19 protein-coding genes and 1 pseudogene are annotated in these 18,122 nt (G+C 65.4%); 6 read left to right on the forward strand and 14 right to left on the reverse strand.

Annotated features, from left to right (window positions below; all coding sequences use genetic code 11):
* Nucleotides 1–87: 87 nt before the first annotated feature.
* The 5 genes from R4823_RS26880 to R4823_RS26900 all read right to left on the reverse strand — a co-directional run bounded on the left by R4823_RS26880 (nt 88) and on the right by R4823_RS26900 (nt 5,007).
* Nucleotides 88–1,263, reverse strand: coding sequence for an ABC transporter substrate-binding protein (locus R4823_RS26880; RefSeq protein ID WP_087838129.1), 1,176 nt, complete (start codon nt 1,261–1,263; stop codon nt 88–90).
* Between the two features lie 135 nt (nt 1,264–1,398).
* Nucleotides 1,399–2,181 (reverse strand): GntR family transcriptional regulator, encoded by a 783-nt coding sequence (locus R4823_RS26885; RefSeq protein WP_132979486.1) that lies wholly within the window; start codon nt 2,179–2,181, stop codon nt 1,399–1,401.
* 350 nt (nt 2,182–2,531) lie between these two features.
* A complete protein-coding gene (gene amt, locus R4823_RS26890; protein ID WP_087838159.1) occupies nt 2,532–3,764 on the reverse strand; it encodes an ammonium transporter in 1,233 nt (410 codons plus the stop codon).
* Between the two features lie 120 nt (nt 3,765–3,884).
* Entirely contained in the window at nt 3,885–4,223 is a 339-nt protein-coding gene (gene glnK, locus R4823_RS26895) for a P-II family nitrogen regulator (RefSeq protein WP_087838131.1), read from the reverse strand.
* Between the two features lie 61 nt (nt 4,224–4,284).
* Nucleotides 4,285–5,007 (reverse strand): TorF family putative porin, encoded by a 723-nt coding sequence (locus R4823_RS26900; protein ID WP_087838132.1) that lies wholly within the window; start codon nt 5,005–5,007, stop codon nt 4,285–4,287.
* A gap of 281 nt (nt 5,008–5,288) precedes the next feature.
* Between R4823_RS26900 and R4823_RS26905 the strand changes: the two genes are divergently transcribed.
* A complete protein-coding gene (locus R4823_RS26905) occupies nt 5,289–5,555 on the forward strand; it encodes an accessory factor UbiK family protein (protein ID WP_087838133.1) in 267 nt (88 codons plus the stop codon).
* Between the two features lie 63 nt (nt 5,556–5,618).
* On the opposite strand, the gene R4823_RS26910 is transcribed toward R4823_RS26905, so the two are convergent.
* Together R4823_RS26910 and R4823_RS26915 are read right to left on the reverse strand one after the other, a co-directional pair.
* A complete protein-coding gene (locus tag R4823_RS26910; protein ID WP_338616797.1) occupies nt 5,619–6,584 on the reverse strand; it encodes a tripartite tricarboxylate transporter substrate binding protein in 966 nt (321 codons plus the stop codon).
* Nucleotides 6,581–6,901 (reverse strand): YciI family protein, encoded by a 321-nt coding sequence (locus R4823_RS26915; protein WP_338616798.1) that lies wholly within the window; start codon nt 6,899–6,901, stop codon nt 6,581–6,583. Before R4823_RS26915 ends, R4823_RS26910 begins: the two co-directional genes overlap by 4 nt.
* Before the next feature lie 36 nt (nt 6,902–6,937).
* Here R4823_RS26915 and R4823_RS26920 point away from each other — a divergent pair, with 36 nt between their 5' ends.
* Nucleotides 6,938–7,198: a hypothetical protein gene (locus R4823_RS26920; RefSeq protein ID WP_338616799.1), complete on the forward strand. Its 261-nt coding sequence runs from the start codon at nt 6,938–6,940 to the stop codon at nt 7,196–7,198.
* 183 nt (nt 7,199–7,381) lie between these two features.
* Nucleotides 7,382–9,016, forward strand: coding sequence for an ABC transporter ATP-binding protein (locus R4823_RS26925; protein ID WP_338616800.1), 1,635 nt, complete (start codon nt 7,382–7,384; stop codon nt 9,014–9,016).
* 249 nt (nt 9,017–9,265) lie between these two features.
* Here the strand turns inward: R4823_RS26925 and R4823_RS26930 are convergent, their stop codons facing one another.
* The 4 genes from R4823_RS26930 to R4823_RS26945 all read right to left on the reverse strand — a co-directional run bounded on the left by R4823_RS26930 (nt 9,266) and on the right by R4823_RS26945 (nt 12,299).
* Nucleotides 9,266–9,739, reverse strand: a complete 474-nt coding sequence (locus R4823_RS26930; protein ID WP_132979464.1) for a GNAT family N-acetyltransferase — start codon at nt 9,737–9,739, stop codon at nt 9,266–9,268.
* 58 nt (nt 9,740–9,797) lie between these two features.
* Nucleotides 9,798–10,643 (reverse strand): DUF817 domain-containing protein, encoded by an 846-nt coding sequence (locus R4823_RS26935; RefSeq protein WP_243724494.1) that lies wholly within the window; start codon nt 10,641–10,643, stop codon nt 9,798–9,800.
* A gap of 143 nt (nt 10,644–10,786) precedes the next feature.
* Nucleotides 10,787–11,911 (reverse strand): XylR N-terminal domain-containing protein, encoded by a 1,125-nt coding sequence (locus R4823_RS26940; protein WP_338616801.1) that lies wholly within the window; start codon nt 11,909–11,911, stop codon nt 10,787–10,789.
* Between the two features lie 121 nt (nt 11,912–12,032).
* Complete coding sequence (locus R4823_RS26945) at nt 12,033–12,299, reverse strand: hypothetical protein (protein WP_087836745.1); 267 nt, start codon at nt 12,297–12,299, stop codon at nt 12,033–12,035.
* 200 nt (nt 12,300–12,499) lie between these two features.
* Here R4823_RS26945 and R4823_RS26950 point away from each other — a divergent pair, with 200 nt between their 5' ends.
* On the forward strand, nt 12,500–13,828 hold the full coding sequence (locus R4823_RS26950; protein WP_132979455.1) for an amidohydrolase family protein: 1,329 nt from the start codon (nt 12,500–12,502) through the stop codon (nt 13,826–13,828).
* Nucleotides 13,829–13,867: 39 nt separating this feature from the next.
* On the opposite strand, the pseudogene R4823_RS26955 reads toward R4823_RS26950, so the two are convergent.
* The 3 genes and pseudogenes from R4823_RS26955 to R4823_RS26965 all read right to left on the reverse strand — a co-directional run.
* Nucleotides 13,868–14,044: pseudogene (locus R4823_RS26955) on the reverse strand (HipA domain-containing protein); the annotation flags it as partial.
* A 183-nt stretch (nt 14,045–14,227) separates the two neighbouring features.
* Nucleotides 14,228–15,235 (reverse strand): 4-hydroxy-2-oxovalerate aldolase, encoded by a 1,008-nt coding sequence (gene dmpG / locus R4823_RS26960; RefSeq protein ID WP_087836748.1) that lies wholly within the window; start codon nt 15,233–15,235, stop codon nt 14,228–14,230.
* A 10-nt stretch (nt 15,236–15,245) separates the two neighbouring features.
* Entirely contained in the window at nt 15,246–16,196 is a 951-nt protein-coding gene (locus R4823_RS26965; RefSeq protein WP_338616802.1) for an acetaldehyde dehydrogenase (acetylating), read from the reverse strand.
* A gap of 221 nt (nt 16,197–16,417) precedes the next feature.
* On the opposite strand from R4823_RS26965, the gene R4823_RS26970 reads away from it, so the two are divergent.
* Nucleotides 16,418–17,638: a GGDEF domain-containing protein gene (locus R4823_RS26970; RefSeq protein WP_338616804.1), complete on the forward strand. Its 1,221-nt coding sequence runs from the start codon at nt 16,418–16,420 to the stop codon at nt 17,636–17,638.
* A complete protein-coding gene (locus R4823_RS26975) occupies nt 17,635–18,120 on the forward strand; it encodes an Lrp/AsnC family transcriptional regulator (RefSeq protein WP_087836751.1) in 486 nt (161 codons plus the stop codon). Before R4823_RS26970 ends, R4823_RS26975 begins: the two co-directional genes overlap by 4 nt.
* Nucleotides 18,121–18,122: the final 2 nt, after the last annotated feature.

Raw genomic sequence — 18,122 nt, forward strand, 5'->3', positions numbered from 1 at the left:
GTAGTACCCCAGGGCACAGCGGATCCGGCTCCGCCGGTCCGCCAGTGCCGCCCCCCCTGGGGAAGCGCGCGAAGCGCGTAGGGGGGGTTACTTAATCTTTGCTGGATCTTTGACGGCTTCGATCTTGTCGAAAGGCACGTTATAGAGACCGCCGTTCACGCGTTCCACCTTGGTGATGTAGACGTTCTGCACCATCTCGCGCGTCTGCGGATCCAGCATGACCGGACCGCGCGGGCTGTCCCACTTCTGGCCCTTCATGGCGGCCAGCAGCTTGTCGCCGTTGGTGTCGCCCTTGGTGGCTTCCAGGGCCTTGTAGATCAGGTGCATGCCGTCATAGCCGCCCACGCTGTGGAAGTTCGGACGCATGCCCTTGTTGGCCTTGGCGATGCCGGCCACGTAGGCCTTGTTGGCCGGGTTGTCCAGCGCGGCGGAGTAGTGCATGGACGTCACCACGCCCAGCGCCACGTTGCCCATGTCGTTCAACAGATCGTCGTCGACCACGTCGCCGGTGCCGATCATCTTGATGCCGGCCTTGTCCAGGCCGCGCTCGGCGAACTGCTTCATGACCACCGAGCCCATGCCCGAGGGCACGAACACGAACACGGCGTCGGGCTTGGCATCGCTCACGCGCTGCAGGAAGGGCGCGAAGTCGGGGTTGTTCACCGGCACGCGCAGTTCTTGCAGCACCTCGCCGCCGTTGGCGGTGAAGACCTTCTTGAACGAATTCTGGGCATCGATGCCGGGGCCGTAGTCGGCGACCAGGGTCACGACCTTCTTGATGCCGTTCTTCGGCGCCCACTGGGCGATGCCCAGCGTGGCCTGCGGCAGCGTGAAGCCGGAACGCACGACGTAGGGCGACTGTTCGGTGATCATCGCGGTCGCGGCGGCCATCACCACCATGGGAATCTTGGCCTGGGTCGCGATGGGCGTGGTCGACAGGGCCAGCGGCGTCAGGCCGAAGCCGGCCAGCACGGCGACGCGGTCATTGATCACCAGTTCCTGCGCCAGGCGCTTGGTGGTGTCGGCGACGTTGGCGTCGTCCTTGATGATCAGCTCGATTTTCTTGCCCGCCACGGTGGTGCCGTGTTCGGCCATGTACAGGCGGACGGCCGCTTCGATCTGCCGGCCGGTGGACGCGAACGGACCCGTCATCGGCAGGATCAGGCCGACCTTGACCACGTCCTGCGCGTAGGCGGGCACGGCGGCCGTGCCGGCCAGCATCAGCGCGGCTGCGATCTTGAGCAGATTGCGTTTGTTGTTCATGGTGTCTCCTTGCTAACTCACCAGATGGGACAACGTGGGAAATCAGAAGCCAGGGGCCGCTGAAAAGCGCGGCATAGCGTATCAGCTTGTAAACGGGAAAAGTGACGCTTGCGGGTAATCCGCAAGCGCGAAACGTTATCGCGGTATGCGTCTGCGTATCAGTCGGGCTCCTGGGATCTGCGAGAACATGTCCTGGTTGCGCAGCACCGATTGCATGTTGCGGAAGGCGATGCGCGCGTGTTCGCGCATGATGGCTTCGGCGCGTGCGCCTTCGCGGTTCTCGATGGCGGCCAGCACCATCCAGTGCTGGTCCTGCGCCACGATCAGGCTCAGCCAGGCTTCCTCGTCGTCCGCCTGGGCCTGCAGGAAACCGTTGGGCGAGGCGAACGGCAGGTTCGTCGCGCGCGCGATCTGGCGTTCGAGCACCGAGCTGCCCGGCAGGTAGTGCAGCATCTGGTGGAAGCGGCGATTCAGCTCGATGTAGCTGGACAGGTCGGCGACGCCCTTGTCGCGGCCGGTCAGGATGCGGTCGATCTCGGTCAGGCAGTCGCGCATCGCATCCAGGTCGGCGGCCGACACGCCGCGTTCGCCGGCCATGCGCGCGGCCAGCCCTTCCAGGGTGCCGCGCACCTCGATGGAATCGCGGATCTCGGATTCGGTGAAGGCCTTGACCGCATAGCCGCCCGAAGGAATCACTTCCAGCAGGCCTTCGTCTTCCAGCCTGGCCATCGCGGCGCGGATGGGCGTGCGCGAAATGCCCAGGCGCTCGGCCACGCTGGGCTCGGACAGCCGCGCCCCGGGGGTCAGCTCGCCCGACAGGATCAGTTCCCGCAGCCCCAGTTCGGCCGCGGTCGTCTGCGCGCCGCCCGACTTGGCCTTGCCCTCGGCCCGGTCGCGCGCGGAAGCCCGCTCAGTCATGCAGGCCTCGCAGCGAAGAGGGGGAACGCGGACAGGAAGTCCGGACAGGCAAGGCGCCGATGGCGCCCGGAATACGGCAGGGGGTAGTCATGTCTCCGTTACAGCTCTTCACCGCTTTGCTGGATACAGACTGTATACAGATATTCCGACCGAGAACAAGAACTTTGTACCAGGCCTAGGGAAAACGCCAAGCCCCGTATACAACCCCTGAAAAAAAAGCGGCGCCCAATTCTGGACGCCGCTCCTGCAAGAACCCACCCGATGTTGCCAGGATGCGGTGGATCCGGCTTTGCCGGTCCACCCGCATCGCCCCCTGGGGGGCGCGCATCAGCGCGTAGGGGGGAACTTATCTACGAGTGATACGCGCTTTCCCCGTGCGTCGTGATGTCCAGGCCCTCGCGCTCTTCCTCTTCGGTCACGCGCAGTCCCAGCAGCGCGTCGGCGATCTTGTAGGCGATCAGCGCGACGATGGTGGTCCAGACGATGGTGATCACCACGGCCTCGACCTGCACCCACAGCTGGCCCAGGATGGTCATGCCGTCCACGCCCGGGCCGCCCAGCACCTTCGCGTTGAAGATGCCGGTCAGCAGGGCGCCGACGATGCCGCCCACGCCGTGCACGCCGAACACGTCCAGCGAGTCGTCCACCTTCAGCATGCGCTTCAGGCCGGTCACGCCCCAGACGCAGATCACGCCCGCGGCCAGGCCGATCACCAGCGCGCCCACCGGGCCGACCACGCCGGCCGCCGGGGTCACGCCCACCAGGCCCGCCACGGCGCCGGACGCGCCGCCCAGCATCGAGGGATGGCCCCGGACCGCCCATTCCGTGAAGACCCAGGCCAGCACCGCCGCGGCCGTGGCGATCAGCGTGTTCATGAAGGCCAGCGAGGCGATGTTGTTGGCCGCCAGCGCCGAACCCGCGTTGAAGCCGAACCAGCCCACCCACAGCAGCGAGGCGCCGATCATCGTCATGGGCAGGTTGTGCGGCGACAGGGCTTCCTTGCCGAAGCCGATGCGCTTGCCGATCACGTAGGCGCCGATCAGGCCCGCCACGCCGGCGTTGATGTGCACCACCGTGCCGCCCGCGAAGTCCAGCGCGCCGCGCTCGAACAGGAAGCCCTTGACCTCGCCGCCGAACCACACCATGTGCGCGATGGGGATGTAGGCGAAGGTGAACCACAGCACCATGAACAGCAGGATGGCCGAGAAACGCGCGCGTTCGGCGAAGGCGCCCACGATCAGCGCGCAGGTGATGCCGGCGAACGTCGCCTGGAAGGCCGCGAAGCTGAGTTCCGGCACGGTGCCCGACAGCGGGAAGGTCCCGGTGTCGGCATCGAACAGGCCTTTCAGGAACAGGCGGTCAAGCCCGCCGAAGAAGGCATTGCCCTCGGTGAAGGCCAGCGAATAGCCGTAGATGAACCACAGCACGACGATCAGCGAGAACGTGACCAGCACCTGCATCAGGACCGACAACATGTTCTTGCTGCGCACCAGGCCGCCGTAGAACAGCGCCAGGCCCGGCACCACCATCAGCAGCACCAGGATGGTGGACGTGCTGAGCCAGGCCAGATCGGCCCCGACCAGCGTGGGGGCGGCATCCTCCGCCAGCGCGGGCGCGGCGAACAGTGCCAGCGCCAGCGCCAGTCCCGCCCCAAGGGCTTTCATCGATGAAGCATGCGTTGTTTTCATTTTTGAATCGTCCTATCAGAGGGCGTCCTTGCCGGTTTCCCCGGTACGAATCCGGATGACCTGTTCCAGCGGGAATACGAATATCTTGCCATCGCCGATCTTGCCGGTGCGGGCCGAGGTCTCGATGGCCTCGATCGCGCGGTCCACCAGATCGTCCGCCAGGGCGATCTCGATCTTGACCTTGGGCAGGAAATCGACGACGTACTCGGCGCCGCGATACAGCTCGGTATGGCCCTTCTGGCGGCCGAAGCCCTTGATCTCGGTAACGGTGATGCCCTGGACCCCGATGCCGGAGAGGGCTTCTCGTACCTCGTCAAGCTTGAAAGGCTTGATGATTGCAGTGATGAGTTTCATGACGAACCCCACATGGTGATGAATCGAAATTGACCGGCGCGGCCCGGCGGCCGCCCCGTGATCAGAACGCCTTGCTCAGGCCAAGCACCGCGCCGAAGCGGCCGGCGTTCTTGCCCTTGTTGGTGATGACCCAGTCCTTCTTGCTGGTGGTGACCAGCGACAGGCCCAGGATCCAGCCGTTCAGGTCCTTGGTCACGCCCGCCTTGTAGTCGACGTAGTGATCCAGGCCGGTCGCGTCGTTCTTCAGCTTCTGGTAGCCGATGTGGGCGTTCGCGCCCCAGCCGTCGCCCAGGTCGAAGGCGGCGCCCAGGTCCAGGTAGTAGTTGTTCTTGCTGTTCGGCGCGCCGAAGAAATCGGTCATGCCGTGCGAGTACTTCAGCGTGAACGGGCCCCAGCCCACCGCGCCGTACAGCTCGAAGTTGTCGATCGTGCTGCCGTTCAGCTTGGAACCGGGGTAGTAGTAATAGAGGCCGCCCACGTCGAAGGCGAAATCCTCGTACTTGAACTTGTAGCCGCCGTAGAAATCCATCTCCAGGTTGCCGCCGCTGAACAGCTCGCTGGCCACGTTGGAGTTCCAGTTGCCCAGATAGAAGCCCGACTTGTGGGCGAAGTCGAAGCCGCCCTGCATGGCAGGCTTCAGGTTGGTCTGGCTGAAGCCGCGGAAACGGTAGTCGCTGAACAGGCCGGCATTGCCGGTGAAGGTAAAGTCGGGCTCCGGATCGGCGGCGAAGGCGGTCGAGGTGGCGCACAAGGCCAGGGCGGTCGCAAGCAGAGGTTTTTTCATGGGTCGTTCCAGGGCGGGTTGTCAGCCAGGCTCCAGTGCGTGGGTGGCGCAACTGGCGTGGTCACGGGGTTTCGCGGTCAGGCGGACCCCGGTTGGTTGTTACTGAGCATTTCCCGTGCCAGCTTGCTTTCCCCATGAAACGCACCACTGTCGCTCCCGCTGCGACCCAACTTGGTGCACGGCGGGGTGCGCGGGCCGAGGCCCGCACCATGTCGTGGCGCGCGCGCACGGCCGGGCGGGACTAAACTGGAGGCCGGCAGCCGACTCAAAGGACAGACATCATGATCAATCGCACCGACTGGTTCGAAGACCTGCAGAAGAACATCTCCGACCTGATCGCCCGCAGCCCGGCGGCCGACATCGAGCGCAACGTCAAGGGATTCCTGGGCCAGACCTTCACCAGGCTGGACCTGATCACCCGCGAGGAATTCGACATCCAGACCGAATTGCTGGCGCGCACGCGGGCCAAGGTGGACGCGCTGGAAGCGCAGGTGCAGGCGTTGGAGGCGCGGGTGATCGCGCTGGAGGGGAAGGCTCCGCAGGAGTGAGCATCATGCCCGCTCCGGCGGGCATGAGCGAGGCCCGCGGCGAAACGCGGGCCTCTTCTTTTCTTATTTGTCGACGCGCACCGTGCCCGCCGCGAACAGCTTCTTCCACCGGGCATCCTCGCTGCGCAGGTAGCGATCGAAAGCCGCTCCGTCCATGTCGTCGGGCTGCCCGCCCAGCCGCAGCAGGGCCTCGACCGCCTCGTCGCGCTTGATCGCCTGCCGCACCGCGCCGGCCAGCCGTTCCACCACCGGCGCCGGCGTGCCCTTGGGCGCGGCCAGGCCGAACCACGACGTCAGGTCATACTCCGGCACCCCCGCCTCCACCATCGTCGGCACCTCGGGCGCACCCGGCGAGCGCACCGCCGTGGTGACCGCCAGCGCACGCAGCTTGCCCGCCTGGATGTTGGGCAGCGCGCTGATCAGGCTGTCGAACATGAAGGCCAGCGTGCCGGTCTGCATGTCCACCTGCGCCTGCGCCGTGCCCTTGTAGGGCACGTGCGTCACCTTGATTCCCGCCAGCCCACCGAACAGCTCGCCCGCCAGGTGGCTGGCCGAACCGATGCCCGCCGAACCGTAATTCAGTTGACCCGGCCGCGAGCGCGCGTACGCCACCAGCTCGGGCACCGTCTTCACCGGCAGCGAGGGATGCACGACCAGCACGTTGCCCACGCCCGTGATGCGCGTGATGGGCGCGAAGTCGTTCACCAGGTTGTAGTTGGCCTCGGCCGGATTGATGATGGGATTGAGCACGTCGGCGAAGGCGCACAGCAGCAGCGTATGGCCGTCGGCCGGCGCGCTCTTGACGGCCCGGGTCGCCAGCGCGCCGCCGGCGCCGGGACGGTTCTCCACCACGACCTGCTGGCCCAGGCTGTCGCTCAGCAACCGCGCGACCAGGCGCGCGCACGTGTCCGCCGGGCCGCCCGCGGCGAAGCCTACGAGAATGCGGATCGGCTTGTCGGGAAAGGCCGCCAGCGCGGGCAGGCCGAGCGTGGCCAGCGAGGCGAGGCCGAAGGCGCGGCGCGTGATCATGACGAGGACTCCCGGGCCAGGAAGTGGGTGTTGACGCGGCGCACGACCATGCGGCGATAGATGCCGGCCTGCGCGTACGGGTCCGCGTCGGCCCAGGCCCGGGCCTCTTCCATCGAATCGAAGGCGGCCACCAGCAGGCTGCCGCAGTAGTCGCCCTGGCCCGCGTCCGAATCCCACAAGGGACCCGACACGACCACGCGGCCCTGGGCGGCCAGTTCACTGCGGCGGCGGATGTGCGCGTCGCGCAGGGGGGCGCGCAGCGCCTCGCTGTGGTCGACGTCCTCGGCGTACATCAGGTAGAGCGCGCGGCCGGTCATGGCAGCCGGGCCGAAGAAAGGCTGGGGATTCTGGGCATGATCGAGCAGAGTCCGAAAAATGGAACATTCTTTCTTGAACAGGGGACGAATGTTATTCGGGCTACTGAAAAAATTGACCATCATTGGTCCGGTATATGGACCAAATTCGATCAGGCAAACCAGTATCCGCTTCGATTCATTGCAGCTCTTCGCGACCAGCACCCAAGGGGGCGAATCCAACTGCCGGAACGCCTGGCCCGGGCCTTCGTGGCGCATGGCGTGACCCGCATGCTGCGAAGCCGACTATGCTCTCATTGATCTGCTGCGAGCCTCTCGCAGACATGGTAATCATGGCATCCGACTACAAACTCGCCAGCCTATGCTTTCTCCAACGTGACGAAATCCGGTTCATCTCCTAACCTGCCCGCCATCGGCCTAGGCACCGCTGCCCGAGACCTCTACCGCGCCCTCTGGCGCCACGCAGCCGGCGTCCGCCCTCACATGCTCGGCGCTGCCGGCCTACTCTCCGCAGCCCAGTTGCTCCGCCTGACCATGCCGTGGCTGGCCGCCCAAGCCATCAACGCCTTGCAACAAGGCGACATGCCAACAGCCGGCCGCTGGATCGCCTACCTCGTCGGCGTCTACCTCCTCTCCTGGCTCCTACACGGCCCCGGCCGCATCCTGGAACGCAACGTCGGTGTCCGAGTCCGCGAACGCCTGGCCGATCAACTCTACGCCCGCATCGCCGCCGCCCCGCTCGCCTGGCGCGACGGCCGGCACTCCGGCGAGCTCCAGCACCGCGTCGTCCAATCCAGCCGCGCCCTGTCCGACTTCGCGCAAAACCAGTTCGGCTACCTGCAAAGCGCCTTCAACTTCGTCGGCCCGCTTGTCGCCCTGGCCCTGCTCTCGCGCACCAGCGGCACCATCGCCATCACCGGCTACGTCATCATCGCGCTGATCATCATGCGCTTCGACCGCGCGCTGATGCAGCTTGCCCGCGCCGAGAACGACGCGGAGCGCCGCTATGCCGCCGCGCTGCTGGACTTCGTCGGCAATGCCGGCACGGTGATCGGCCTGCGGTTGCAATCGGCCTCGCGCAAGGTGCTCGGTCGCCGCATGGAAGCGGTGATGGTGCCGCTGCGTCGCGCGGTCATGGTCACAGAAGGCAAGTGGTTCACCGTGGACATCCTCGGCATGGGGCTCACCTGGATACTGGTGGTGGTCTACGTGCTGCAATCGCGGCAGCCCGGGCAGGCGGTGATGCTGGGCACGGTCTTCATGATCTACCAGTACGCCCAGCAGGCCGCGACGGTGGTGGGCGCGATGGCCTCGAACTTCCAGAGTTTCGCGCGCATGCATACGGACTACGGCAGCGCCGAGCCGATCTGGGAAGCGCCCAGCGATCCCGACGCCGCTGTTCCGGCCGTGGTGCCCGATGCGCCGTGGCGGACGCTGGAACTGCGCAATGCCACGTGGCGCTATGCCGACGACGCACGCGGCGGATTGCATGGGATCGATCTGGAACTGAAGCGCGGAGCGCGGGTGGCGCTGATCGGCCCGAGCGGGGGTGGCAAGAGTACGCTGCTGCGCATGCTAGCGGGCCTCTATCCACCACAGCAGGGCGAATTGCTGCGTGATGGCGTGGCGGTGGACTGGTCCGAACTACGCACGCTGGCCACGCTGATCCCGCAAGAGGCCGAGGTGTTCGAAGCCACTGCGGAAGAGAACCTGACCTTCGGCGAACCTGCCGACTCGGAGGCGCTGGAGTCCGCCGTACATGCAGGGGTGTTCGACGAGGTACTGCAACGCCTGCCCGAGGGCTTGGCCAGTCCGCTGAACGAGCGGGGCGGCAATCTCTCCGGTGGTCAGCGGCAGCGGCTGGCCCTGTCCCGTGGTGCACTGGCGGCACAGGGGAGTTCGTTGCTGTTGCTCGATGAGCCAACCAGCGCACTTGACCCGCAGGCCGAAGGCCGGGTGTTCGACCGCATGGTCGCAGCGTTCCCATCGGCCTGCATCGTGGCCTCGGTACACCGGCCCAGCCTGCTCGAACGGTTCGACACCATCGTGGTGATGGAGGCCGGCAAGGTGGTCGATGCCGGCCCGCGCGATCAGGTGCTGGCAAGAAGGGCTCACTGATCCGGCGTATTGCCTGCCAAACTCGTTGCCATGCCGCCTAACGTGCTCGATCTCCTTTAATACCTCCGCGCGTCTCTGCAGGCAGGGGGTGGAAGTTATTCACCGCATCGACCGTTGCCGCGCAGCCAACGCAGCCCTGCGAAACAGGAGCAACAGGATGGCAAGACCTTTCATGGACCGGCTCTATGGATGACTGCACTGGCTTCGATCGCGGCGTCTCCGCCCGACAATAGCGAACCTTCTATAGACTCAGCCTGCAACAGGCAGCGCTTTGCGCATCAGCGCGTTCTCTAGCATCACCCCTCGGCGGACCGGAAAACGACGTTCGACGACGTGAAAACCGTGCAGAGCGAAAAAGGGCTCGGCGGTCTTGCTCACATTGGATGTCAACGCCACCAGGCCCAGGGATTTTGCCTCGTCATGAATGCGGGCCATCAGCCGCGTCCCTATTCCTTGACGCGGATGCAAGCCGGACACATAGAATTGGTCGATGTGGCCGTCTGATTGAACGTCCGCATAGCCCACGACTTCGCCATCGATCTCGGCAATAAAGGGCTGGTTTTTCCGCAACCGATCTGCCCAGGCAGCCATGTCGAGGTCCGAAGGCGCCCATGCCTCGATTTGCTCGGACGAGTAATCCTTGGAGGCGACCTCGTGGATGGAGGTGAAGAATACGCGGAACAACGCGGCTTCATCACCGGACTTGAATCTGCGAATTTCCACTGGTTCCTCGACATTGCGGCTGGGACGGCGAGTCTGCCATATCAGGCGCTTGTGCGGCTCAATCGGGCACGTGGACACGCGCCTTGATGTGCTTCAGATTCGCCACGATCGTGAAGGTCATGATGACCAGCAGCGACCAGGAGCTCCATTTACCCAGGTGCACCGTGGACCACGCGCCAAGCTGGTTGGGATAGGCCCAGACGCCAAAGAACGTGCTGATGTTCTCGGCCAGCCAGATGAAGAAGCCGATCAGTACGAAAGCCAGCAACAGCGGCATCCGTCGGTCCCGGTCCAGCGGACGGAAGATCACGGTCGTCCGGGCATAAAGGCCCAGCGCGCATGCCGCGATGTACCAGCGGTAGTCGCCGATGAAATGATGCGTGAAGAAGTTGGCGTAGACCAGCAATGCAACTAGCCAGGCCATCCAGTACGGAGGGTGATGCACCACGCGCAATTCGAACAACCGCCAGGCCTGGATGACGTAGCTTCCCACCGCGGCATACATGAACCCGGCAAAGAGCGGTACGCCCAGGACCTTGGTATAGGCGAAATCCGGATAGGACCAGGACTGGATTCCGCTGGACGTCTTGAACGCCTCCAGCGCAAAGCCGACCAGGTGAAAGACGGTGATCGCCTTAAGTTCGTCCAGGGTTTCGAGCTTGGCCCAGACCATCCAGGCCTGGATCGCCAGCGCGATGGCCAGCAGGGCGTCGTAACGGGGAATGCCCCACAGGCCGGAACGCGGCACCAGGAACACCGCGCCGAAGAAGAGTCCGACGAACAGACAGGCGCGGGCTTCCTTCAGGCCGAAGTACAGGAATTCCAGCAGGAAACGGGAAATGCCCGACAGCCCGGGCCGGTCGTGGCCGAGCAGCAGATGAGCGTCGAGCGCGCTCAGGCGCAGTGACGAAGGGCGGGCTGGAAGGTTCACGTCTCGGCTGAATCGTACGAATCCCAGCCGGAATTGTGCCTCAACTACAGGACCGGACCGGTAGCCATCATGCCAATGCCCGCCAGGCCAACTCGCGGGCGGACAACCGCCCCGGGTCATATAACCGGCATTCCGCCGGCACATCCGCCGTGCGCAATGCAAGCGGGATCTCCGTGCACGCCATTAAGAAGCCCGTCACACCGGTGCGCCTGCGCATCCGCAGCAACGCGCTGGCGAAGCAGGCCCGCCCCAGCTCGTTGTCGCCCACCTTCACCCCGTCGTAGATACCCCGCATGACCAGATCGAGCTCTTCCTCGTTCGGAGCGGGCCAGATGCGCGCCGGTGTAGGCGCCCTTCTCCACGCCGAACAGTTCGGCCTCGATCAGGTCGGCGGGAATCGCGCCGCAGTTGACGGCGATGAAGGGCCCCTTGGCCCGTTCGCCGTTGTCATGCAGCCAGCGGGCGAAGACTTCCTTGCCGACGCCGGTCTCGCCTTGCAGCAGGACGGTGATGGGGCTGCCGGCCGCGCTGCGCAGCAGTTCGAATGCCGCCTGGAAGGCGGCGGACGCACCGGCCAGGGGTTGGTTGGCCGGCTTGCGGGTAGACGAGGAACGCAGGTGTTCGAGGCCGATGGAGTATTCGATCAACTGGCCGGCGAAGGGATGGGGCGCGAAGTAGTTGAGGTAGGCTTCGTCCTGCCACGCATCGGCGGGCTGGCCGACGATGCGGCAGTGGGTATCTCCCTGGGCGCGGCACTCGATTTCCTTGTAGACGATGGGCGAGCCCATGAAGGCGCTAGAGTAGCCGGACGCATAGCCGATCTGGGTCCAGCACGCCGGGTCTTCGCCGTGGCCGTATTCCTGGACGTCGGCTTCGCATTCCCAGGAGTTGCGCCACAGGAATTCGCCGTAGAAGTGGTTCCTGGCGAGGTCGATGCTGAGTTCTATGGGTTCGACCTGGACGACGCCTTCGACGGCGTGCAGCTTGGGGCCAAGCAGGAAGGCTTCGTTGGTCTGCATGCCGGCGCGGCGGCGCTTGACGGCGTAGGCGCCGTCGCGCATACCGGAGGCGTAGCCCATGCGGACCAGGAGGCCCCGGGTGCGCTCCACGCCCAGGGAGTCGAACAGTTCCTTGCGCAGGGCGCCCAGGGCGCGGGCGTGCAAGAGCAGCATGCGCTCTTCGTCCAGCCAGATATGGCCGGACGCGGTGTTGAATTTGAGGGAGGACAGGGGGCTCTGCAAAATCGTCTCCTGCCGGGCTATGCCGTGGTGTTATGCCGTATTCTCGCACCCCGCGCGGGGGCGCGCATCCGGCATTCACGAGCAGGATACGAGGGTTGACCGCAAAGCCCCTTGATCTATGTCATCCCCGGATCCGCCCCCACAGATACGCCACCGCCGCCACCACCGCCACCGACGTGATGGGGTGCTGGCGGATGACGTCCTTGGCGCACAGCAGCGCTTCCTCCAGCGCGTCGCTGCCCTGCTCCAGGGCGTCCGAGGCGGCGTCCTTGGCGCGGTGGGCGGCGCGGGTCACCGTGTCGGCGGTGGCGTGCGCGGCCTTGTCGACGGCTTCGGCGCCGTCTTCCAGGACATCCTTGGCTTTTTCCACGTTGCGATCCGAGGCCATGTCGTGCTCCTGTCGTTGGTTGGATGGGTTCGCCTCCAGTATTCCCAACTATCCTGGAACAAGCCGCAACGGGGTGCAACAGGCGGTGCGCCCGCCACCGATACCTCGCGGGTATCGTCGCGGCAAAGCCGCCATCTCCTCGGCCGTGCCAGGGCCTCCTAAGATCCGACGCGGATAACGACATCAAACGGAGACAGGCAATGACACGACGCAAGCATGCCATTCTTGGCGCCCTTTCGGCCTTGCTGCCCATCCTTGCCGCCTGTGGCGGCGGCGGTGACGGCGGCATCGATGTGGCCGGCGGAACGGTCCTGCAGAACGCGACCGTGGTGAACACGCGCGACGGCGCGCTGGCAGCCGGCATGAACGTCCACGTGGAGGGCGGGAAGATCCGGCGCATCACCTCGCAGCCGCTGCGCGCCACGGGCGGGGCGCAGGCCATCGACGTCTCGGGCAAGTACGTCGTGCCCGGCTACCTGGACATGCACGCGCATGCCGTGGAAAGCGCCGACCGCGATCCGCCCTATTGGCCGTTGATGATTGCCAGCGGCATCACGGGGTTCCGCGAGGAGTCGGATTCGCCGGCCAATGTGGAGCGCGGCAAGGTCCTGAACCAGGACAGCGCCGCGGGGCGGGTGCTGGCGCCGGAGGTCATTTTCCACGGCGGCGAGGCGCACCTGAATCCCGCCATCAGCGCGCGTGACGCGAGCAACGCGGGCGCGCCGTCCTTCGATCACCTGGGCGCGGGCTGGGGCCTGTTGATGGATTGCTCGAGCGAGGAACAGACGCTGCGCGCGGCGGCCCTGGCCGGGTCGCTGAAGCCGCCCTTCCCGCCTACCTTCGTCACCAATCCACGCGCCTACGACGGCGCCCAGAACGCACCGTATTACCAGCGCATCCTGGACACCTACGATGAAGCCAGGTGCGTCGAGCTGAGCAAGGTATTCGCGAAGAACGGCACCTGGCAGACGCTGACGCTGATCCGGCTGCGCACGCAGGTCTACGGCAACGATCCGCAGTATCGCGATGACCCCAACCTGGTCTATGTCGACAAATCCACGCGGGCGATCTGGCAGCAGGTGGGCGATCAGTTCGACAAGCTGCCCGCTAGCGCGGTCACCACGCTGCGGCAGTTCTACGAATTGCAGAAGCGGGTTTCCAAGCTCATGAAGCAGAACGGCGTCAAGATCATGGCGGGTTCGGACTTCAGCGGCAACATGAGCATCTGGCTGGTGCCGGGCATCAGCCTGCACCAGGAGTTCCGCGAGCTGGCGGCGGCGGGTTTCTCGCCGCTGGAAGTCCTGCAGATGGCGACGCGGGATCCGGCGGAGTTCCTGGGGCGCCAGTCCAGCCTGGGCTCGGTGGAGGAAGGCAAGGACGCCGACCTGGTGGTGCTGGACGCCAATCCGTTAGCGGATGTGGCGAACCTGGACAGGATCCGCGCCGTGGTGCTGAAGGGCCGGTATCTTTCCAGTTCGGCGCTGGACAAGATGAAGGCCGATGCCGCCGCGGCGATCGCGCGGCAGTAGGGTTCTCGCACCCGGTTTGCTGGCAGCTAACTTGTAATCGAGCCGATTGGCACCCTTGCCGATCACTGGCCATGCCGATAGCACATCGTAGAGCGGCGTCAGTTGGTAATGCGCCTGAGGCAACAGATGAATGGAGAAATTCTTGGCATGCCCGTCCGTGGCCGCCAGCAGCCAGAACAGCAATTGGGCCTGCAACAGTGTGCGCAAGTCCGTGTCGCGGCGGTCGGAGTTGGCCAGGCCAAAAAATCGACAACACCGATAATCCTGAAATATCGATAGTGCCGATACTACGTAAAAAAGCCCGGAATGGAAAACCATCCCGGGCTACCAAAGCGCCCTTCGGCGCCACGTGCTAACTACTACTCAAACACCGCGGCGGCCGTCGCAACGGCCTGCCGATTACTTCTTCAGGTCCAGCGCCACGTCGACGATCATGTCTTCCTGGCCGCCCACCATTTTCCGGCGGCCCAGCTCGACCAGGATGTCCACGGTCTTCAGGTCGTACTTGGCGGCGGCGGCTTCGGCGTGGCGCAGGAAGCTGGAGTACACGCCGGCGTAGCCCAGGGCCAGGGTCTCGCGGTCGACGCGGACGGGGCGGTCCTGCAGCGGACGGACGATGTCGTCGGCGGCGTCCATGAGCTTGTACAGGTCGCAGCCGTGGTTCCAGCCCATGCGCTCGGCGGCGGCGATGAACACTTCCAGCGGCGCGTTGCCGGCGCCCGCGCCCATGCCGGCCAGGCTGGCGTCGATGCGGTCGCAGCCTTCTTCCACGGCGACGATGGAGTTGGCCACGCCCAGGCTCAGGTTGTGGTGGGCATGGATGCCGGTTTGCGTTTCGGGCTTGAGCACGTCCTTGAACGCGCGGAAGCGGTCGCGCACGTCGTTCATGTTCAGGGCGCCGCCCGAGTCGACGACGTAGACGCACGAGGCGCCGTAGCTTTCCATCAGCTTGGCCTGCTCGGCCAGCTTCTGGGGCGTGTTCATGTGACTCATCATCAGGAAGCCGACGGCGTCCATGCCCAGGTTGCGGGCGTATTCGATGTGCTGCTTGGAGACGTCGGCCTCGGTGCAGTGGGTGGCCACGCGCACCACGCGGGCGCCGGCGTCATAGGCGTTGCGCAGGTCGTGCACGGTGCCCACGCCGGGGATCAGCAGGGTGGCGACCTTGGCGTGCTTCAGGGTGTCGGCCACGGCCTCGATCCATTCGAGGTCGGTATGCGCGCCGAAGCCGTAGTTGAAGCTGGAGCCCGACAGGCCGTCGCCGTGAGCGACTTCCAGGCTGTCGACCTTGGCTTCGTCCAGCGCCTTGGCGATGTCGCGGACGTTCTTGATGCTGTACTGGTGGCGGATGGCGTGGCTGCCGTCGCGCAGCGTGACGTCGGAGATGTAGAGTTTCTTGTTGCTCATGGTGATGTCCTCAGGCGGCTTCGACCAGGTGGGTCTGCGCGAAGCGCTCGGCGCACGCCAGGGCGGCCGAGGTCATGATGTCCAGGTTGCCGGCGTAGGCGGGCAGGTAGTGCGCGGCGCCTTCCACTTCCAGGAACACCGAGGTCTTCAGGCCGGACAGCTTGCCCAGGCCGGGGACGTTCAGCGGCGCGCTGGCGGGGATTTCGTCGAACTGCACGCGCTGCTTCAGGCGGTAGCCCGGCACGTAGCTCTGCACCTTGGCGACCATCTCGGCGATGCTTTCCTCGATGGCCTTGGTGTCGGCCATTTCGGACAGCGTGAACACGGTGTCGCGCATGATGAGCGGGGGCTCGGCCGGGTTCAGGATGATGATGGCCTTGCCGCGGGCGGCGCCGCCGATCACTTCGATGGCTTTGGAGGTGGTCTCGGTGAACTCGTCGATGTTGGCGCGCGTGCCGGGGCCGGCCGACTTGCTGGAGATCGAGGCGATGATTTCGCCGTAGTGCACCTTGGCCACGCGCGACACGGCGTTGACCATCGGGATCGTGGCCTGGCCGCCGCAGGTGACCATGTTGATGTTGGGCGAGTCGAGGTGCTCGTCGATGTTGATCGCGGGGATCACATACGGGCCGATGGCGGCGGGAGTCAGGTCGATGACCTGCACGCCCTTGGCCTGCAGCAGTTCATTGTGGCGCTTGTGGGCGCCGGCCGAGGTCGCGTCGAAGGCGATGCGGATCTCGTCGAAGTTGGGCATGGCCAGCAGGCCGTCGATGCCGCCCGCGGTAATGGGCACGCCCAGGCGCTCGGCGCGGGCCAGGCCGTCCGATTTCGGGTCGATGCCGACCATGGCGCCCATTTGCAGGGCCTTGCCATAGCGCATGATCTTGATCATCAGGTCGGTGCCGATGTTGCCCGAGCCGATGATCGCCACTTTGGATTTGTTGTCGTCTTGCCGCCCCATGAGCCGCTCCTGAGTGTGGTGATGCTGATACGGATACGTCCGATAGTATCTTCCAGCCGGGCGGAAATAGCCTTGCTTTTTTTGGGCATTCCACCGCTCTTGAAAGAAGATTCTTCCTTCCAGAAGTCCTTTCAAGGAAGAAATCCCTAGACGGGCGCACGGGCACCCGAAAAGGCCCCAAAAACCCCATCAGGGCTACACTGGCGGGGACAGACCCTCCCATGTCCCATACCGATACGCTCCTCGCGCTTTCCCACCCTCTCGTGGCGCTGCTGATCGCCGCGCTGCTGGGCGGCGCGTGGCGATTCATGGGGCGTCCCGCGCACCTGCTGTATTTCATCGGCGCCTTCGCCAGCTATGCGACGGCGCTGATCCTGCAGATCACGCTCTGGCCCGCCAACCTGACCGTCAACATCGCCGCGACGGGCGTGCTGTACGGCGCCGGGGCCTTCCTGTTCGCCGGCGGCATCGCGCAACTGGAACGCCAGCGCCTGCCATCCTGGCCGTCGGCGCTGATCCTGGCGGCCATGCTGGCCGTGCGCCTGTGGAGCATCCGCGATCCGGCCTGGTCCGGCCTGCGCATCGGCGCGCTGTACACGGCGGTGACCCTGCTGTTCCTGCTCGCGCTGTGGCGGATCCGGCATCTTGCGCGGGGGACGGCGCTGGAGCGGCTGCTGTTCGGCTTCCTGCTGCTGGGCACCCTGAGCCTGCTGCCCCGCGTCCTGCTGACCATGAACGCCAAGACCCTGGACTATGGCTACGACGGCGGCATGTACTGGGTGCTGACCCAGCTCAGCTTCTATCTTTTCAGCGTCGGCGCGGCGGTGCTGCTGGTGCTGTTGACGGCATTCCGCACCATCGCCCATTTCAGCCTGGTGTCCGAACGCGATGCGCTGACCGGCCTGCGCAACCGGAACAGCCTGCTCGATTTCCTGGCCAGGAGCCGCAGGGCCACGGAGCACTACGGGCTCGTCATCCTGGACGCCGACCACTTCAAGCAGATCAACGACCGCTACGGCCACCCGGTGGGCGACGCGGTGCTGCAGGCCATGGCGGACGTCCTGGCGCAGCACGTGCGCAAGATGGACGCCCTGGGCCGCATAGGCGGCGAGGAGTTCATGCTGGTCCTGCCGGGGGCGACACTGGGGGAAACCGAGCAGGCCGCAGCGCGCTTGCAGGCGGCCTTGGCGCAGCACGATTTCTCGTCCATCGTGCCCGGCCTGCGCTGCACGGCCAGCTTCGGCATAGGCAGCTTCGAGGGGGACGTGCCTTTCGAAGCATCCTACGCCCACGTCGACCGGCTGCTGGCGCTGGCCAAGCGGCAGGGCCGCAACCGCATCGGCAAGGACGCCACCCAACCCGCCGAGGCGGTCGTCACGCAGGCAATGCCCCCGTTGGCTGCCTTTACAGGAGAAGATTCTTTTTCTACGATGAATCAATGAAAAAGAATGCTCCAACCGAATCCCTGGACCAGACCGACCTGCAGCTGATGCGCCACCTGCAGGAAGACGGCCGCCTGTCCAACGCCAAGCTGGCCCAGCGCGTGGCGCTGAGCGAGACCCCCTGCTGGCACCGGCTGCGCAAGCTGGAATCCGAAGGCTATATCCAGGGCTACCAGGCCATGCTGGACCGGCGCAAGCTGGGGCTGGGCGAACTGGCCTTCATCAGCCTGAATTTTTCGCCGCACACGGCGCAAGCCTTCGAGGCGCTGGAGCAACTGGTGGCGGCGAACGACCAGGTGCTGACCTGCCACCGCGTCACCGGCGAGGCCGACTTCGTGATGATGGTGGTGGCCGAGGACCTGGACTCGGTGCGCGACTTCATCGACAAGGTGCTGCGCACGCTGCCCAACGTGGCCACGGTGCGCACCAGCCTGTCGCTAAGGGAAGTGAAGTTCTCGAGCAAGCTGCCGCTGCCTGCGTGAAA

Source organism: Pigmentiphaga sp. CHJ604 (assembly GCF_036972535.1).
Taxonomy (GTDB): Bacteria; Pseudomonadota; Gammaproteobacteria; order Burkholderiales; family Burkholderiaceae_B; genus Pigmentiphaga; species Pigmentiphaga daeguensis.

Excerpts from the sequence above, each read along its gene's own strand:
- R4823_RS26900 (WP_087838132.1), bottom strand. The coding sequence starts at position 5,007 with ATGAAAAAACCTCTGCTTGCGACCGCCCTGGCCTTGTGCGCCACCTCG.
- R4823_RS26910 (WP_338616797.1), bottom strand. The coding sequence starts at position 6,584 with ATGATCACGCGCCGCGCCTTCGGCCTCGCCTCGCTGGCCACGCTCGGC.
- R4823_RS26915 (WP_338616798.1), bottom strand. The coding sequence starts at position 6,901 with ATGACCGGCCGCGCGCTCTACCTGATGTACGCCGAGGACGTCGACCAC.
- dmpG (WP_087836748.1), bottom strand. The coding sequence starts at position 15,235 with ATGAGCAACAAGAAACTCTACATCTCCGACGTCACGCTGCGCGACGGC.
- R4823_RS26975 (WP_087836751.1), top strand. The coding sequence starts at position 17,635 with ATGAAAAAGAATGCTCCAACCGAATCCCTGGACCAGACCGACCTGCAG.
- glnK (WP_087838131.1), bottom strand. The coding sequence starts at position 4,223 with ATGAAACTCATCACTGCAATCATCAAGCCTTTCAAGCTTGACGAGGTA.
- R4823_RS26925 (WP_338616800.1), top strand. The coding sequence starts at position 7,382 with ATGCTCGGCGCTGCCGGCCTACTCTCCGCAGCCCAGTTGCTCCGCCTG.
- R4823_RS26970 (WP_338616804.1), top strand. The coding sequence starts at position 16,418 with ATGTCCCATACCGATACGCTCCTCGCGCTTTCCCACCCTCTCGTGGCG.
- R4823_RS26950 (WP_132979455.1), top strand. The coding sequence starts at position 12,500 with ATGACACGACGCAAGCATGCCATTCTTGGCGCCCTTTCGGCCTTGCTG.
- R4823_RS26905 (WP_087838133.1), top strand. The coding sequence starts at position 5,289 with ATGATCAATCGCACCGACTGGTTCGAAGACCTGCAGAAGAACATCTCC.
- R4823_RS26945 (WP_087836745.1), bottom strand. The coding sequence starts at position 12,299 with ATGGCCTCGGATCGCAACGTGGAAAAAGCCAAGGATGTCCTGGAAGAC.
- R4823_RS26920 (WP_338616799.1), top strand. The coding sequence starts at position 6,938 with ATGATCGAGCAGAGTCCGAAAAATGGAACATTCTTTCTTGAACAGGGG.
- R4823_RS26965 (WP_338616802.1), bottom strand. The coding sequence starts at position 16,196 with ATGGGGCGGCAAGACGACAACAAATCCAAAGTGGCGATCATCGGCTCG.
- R4823_RS26880 (WP_087838129.1), bottom strand. The coding sequence starts at position 1,263 with ATGAACAACAAACGCAATCTGCTCAAGATCGCAGCCGCGCTGATGCTG.
- R4823_RS26885 (WP_132979486.1), bottom strand. The coding sequence starts at position 2,181 with ATGACTGAGCGGGCTTCCGCGCGCGACCGGGCCGAGGGCAAGGCCAAG.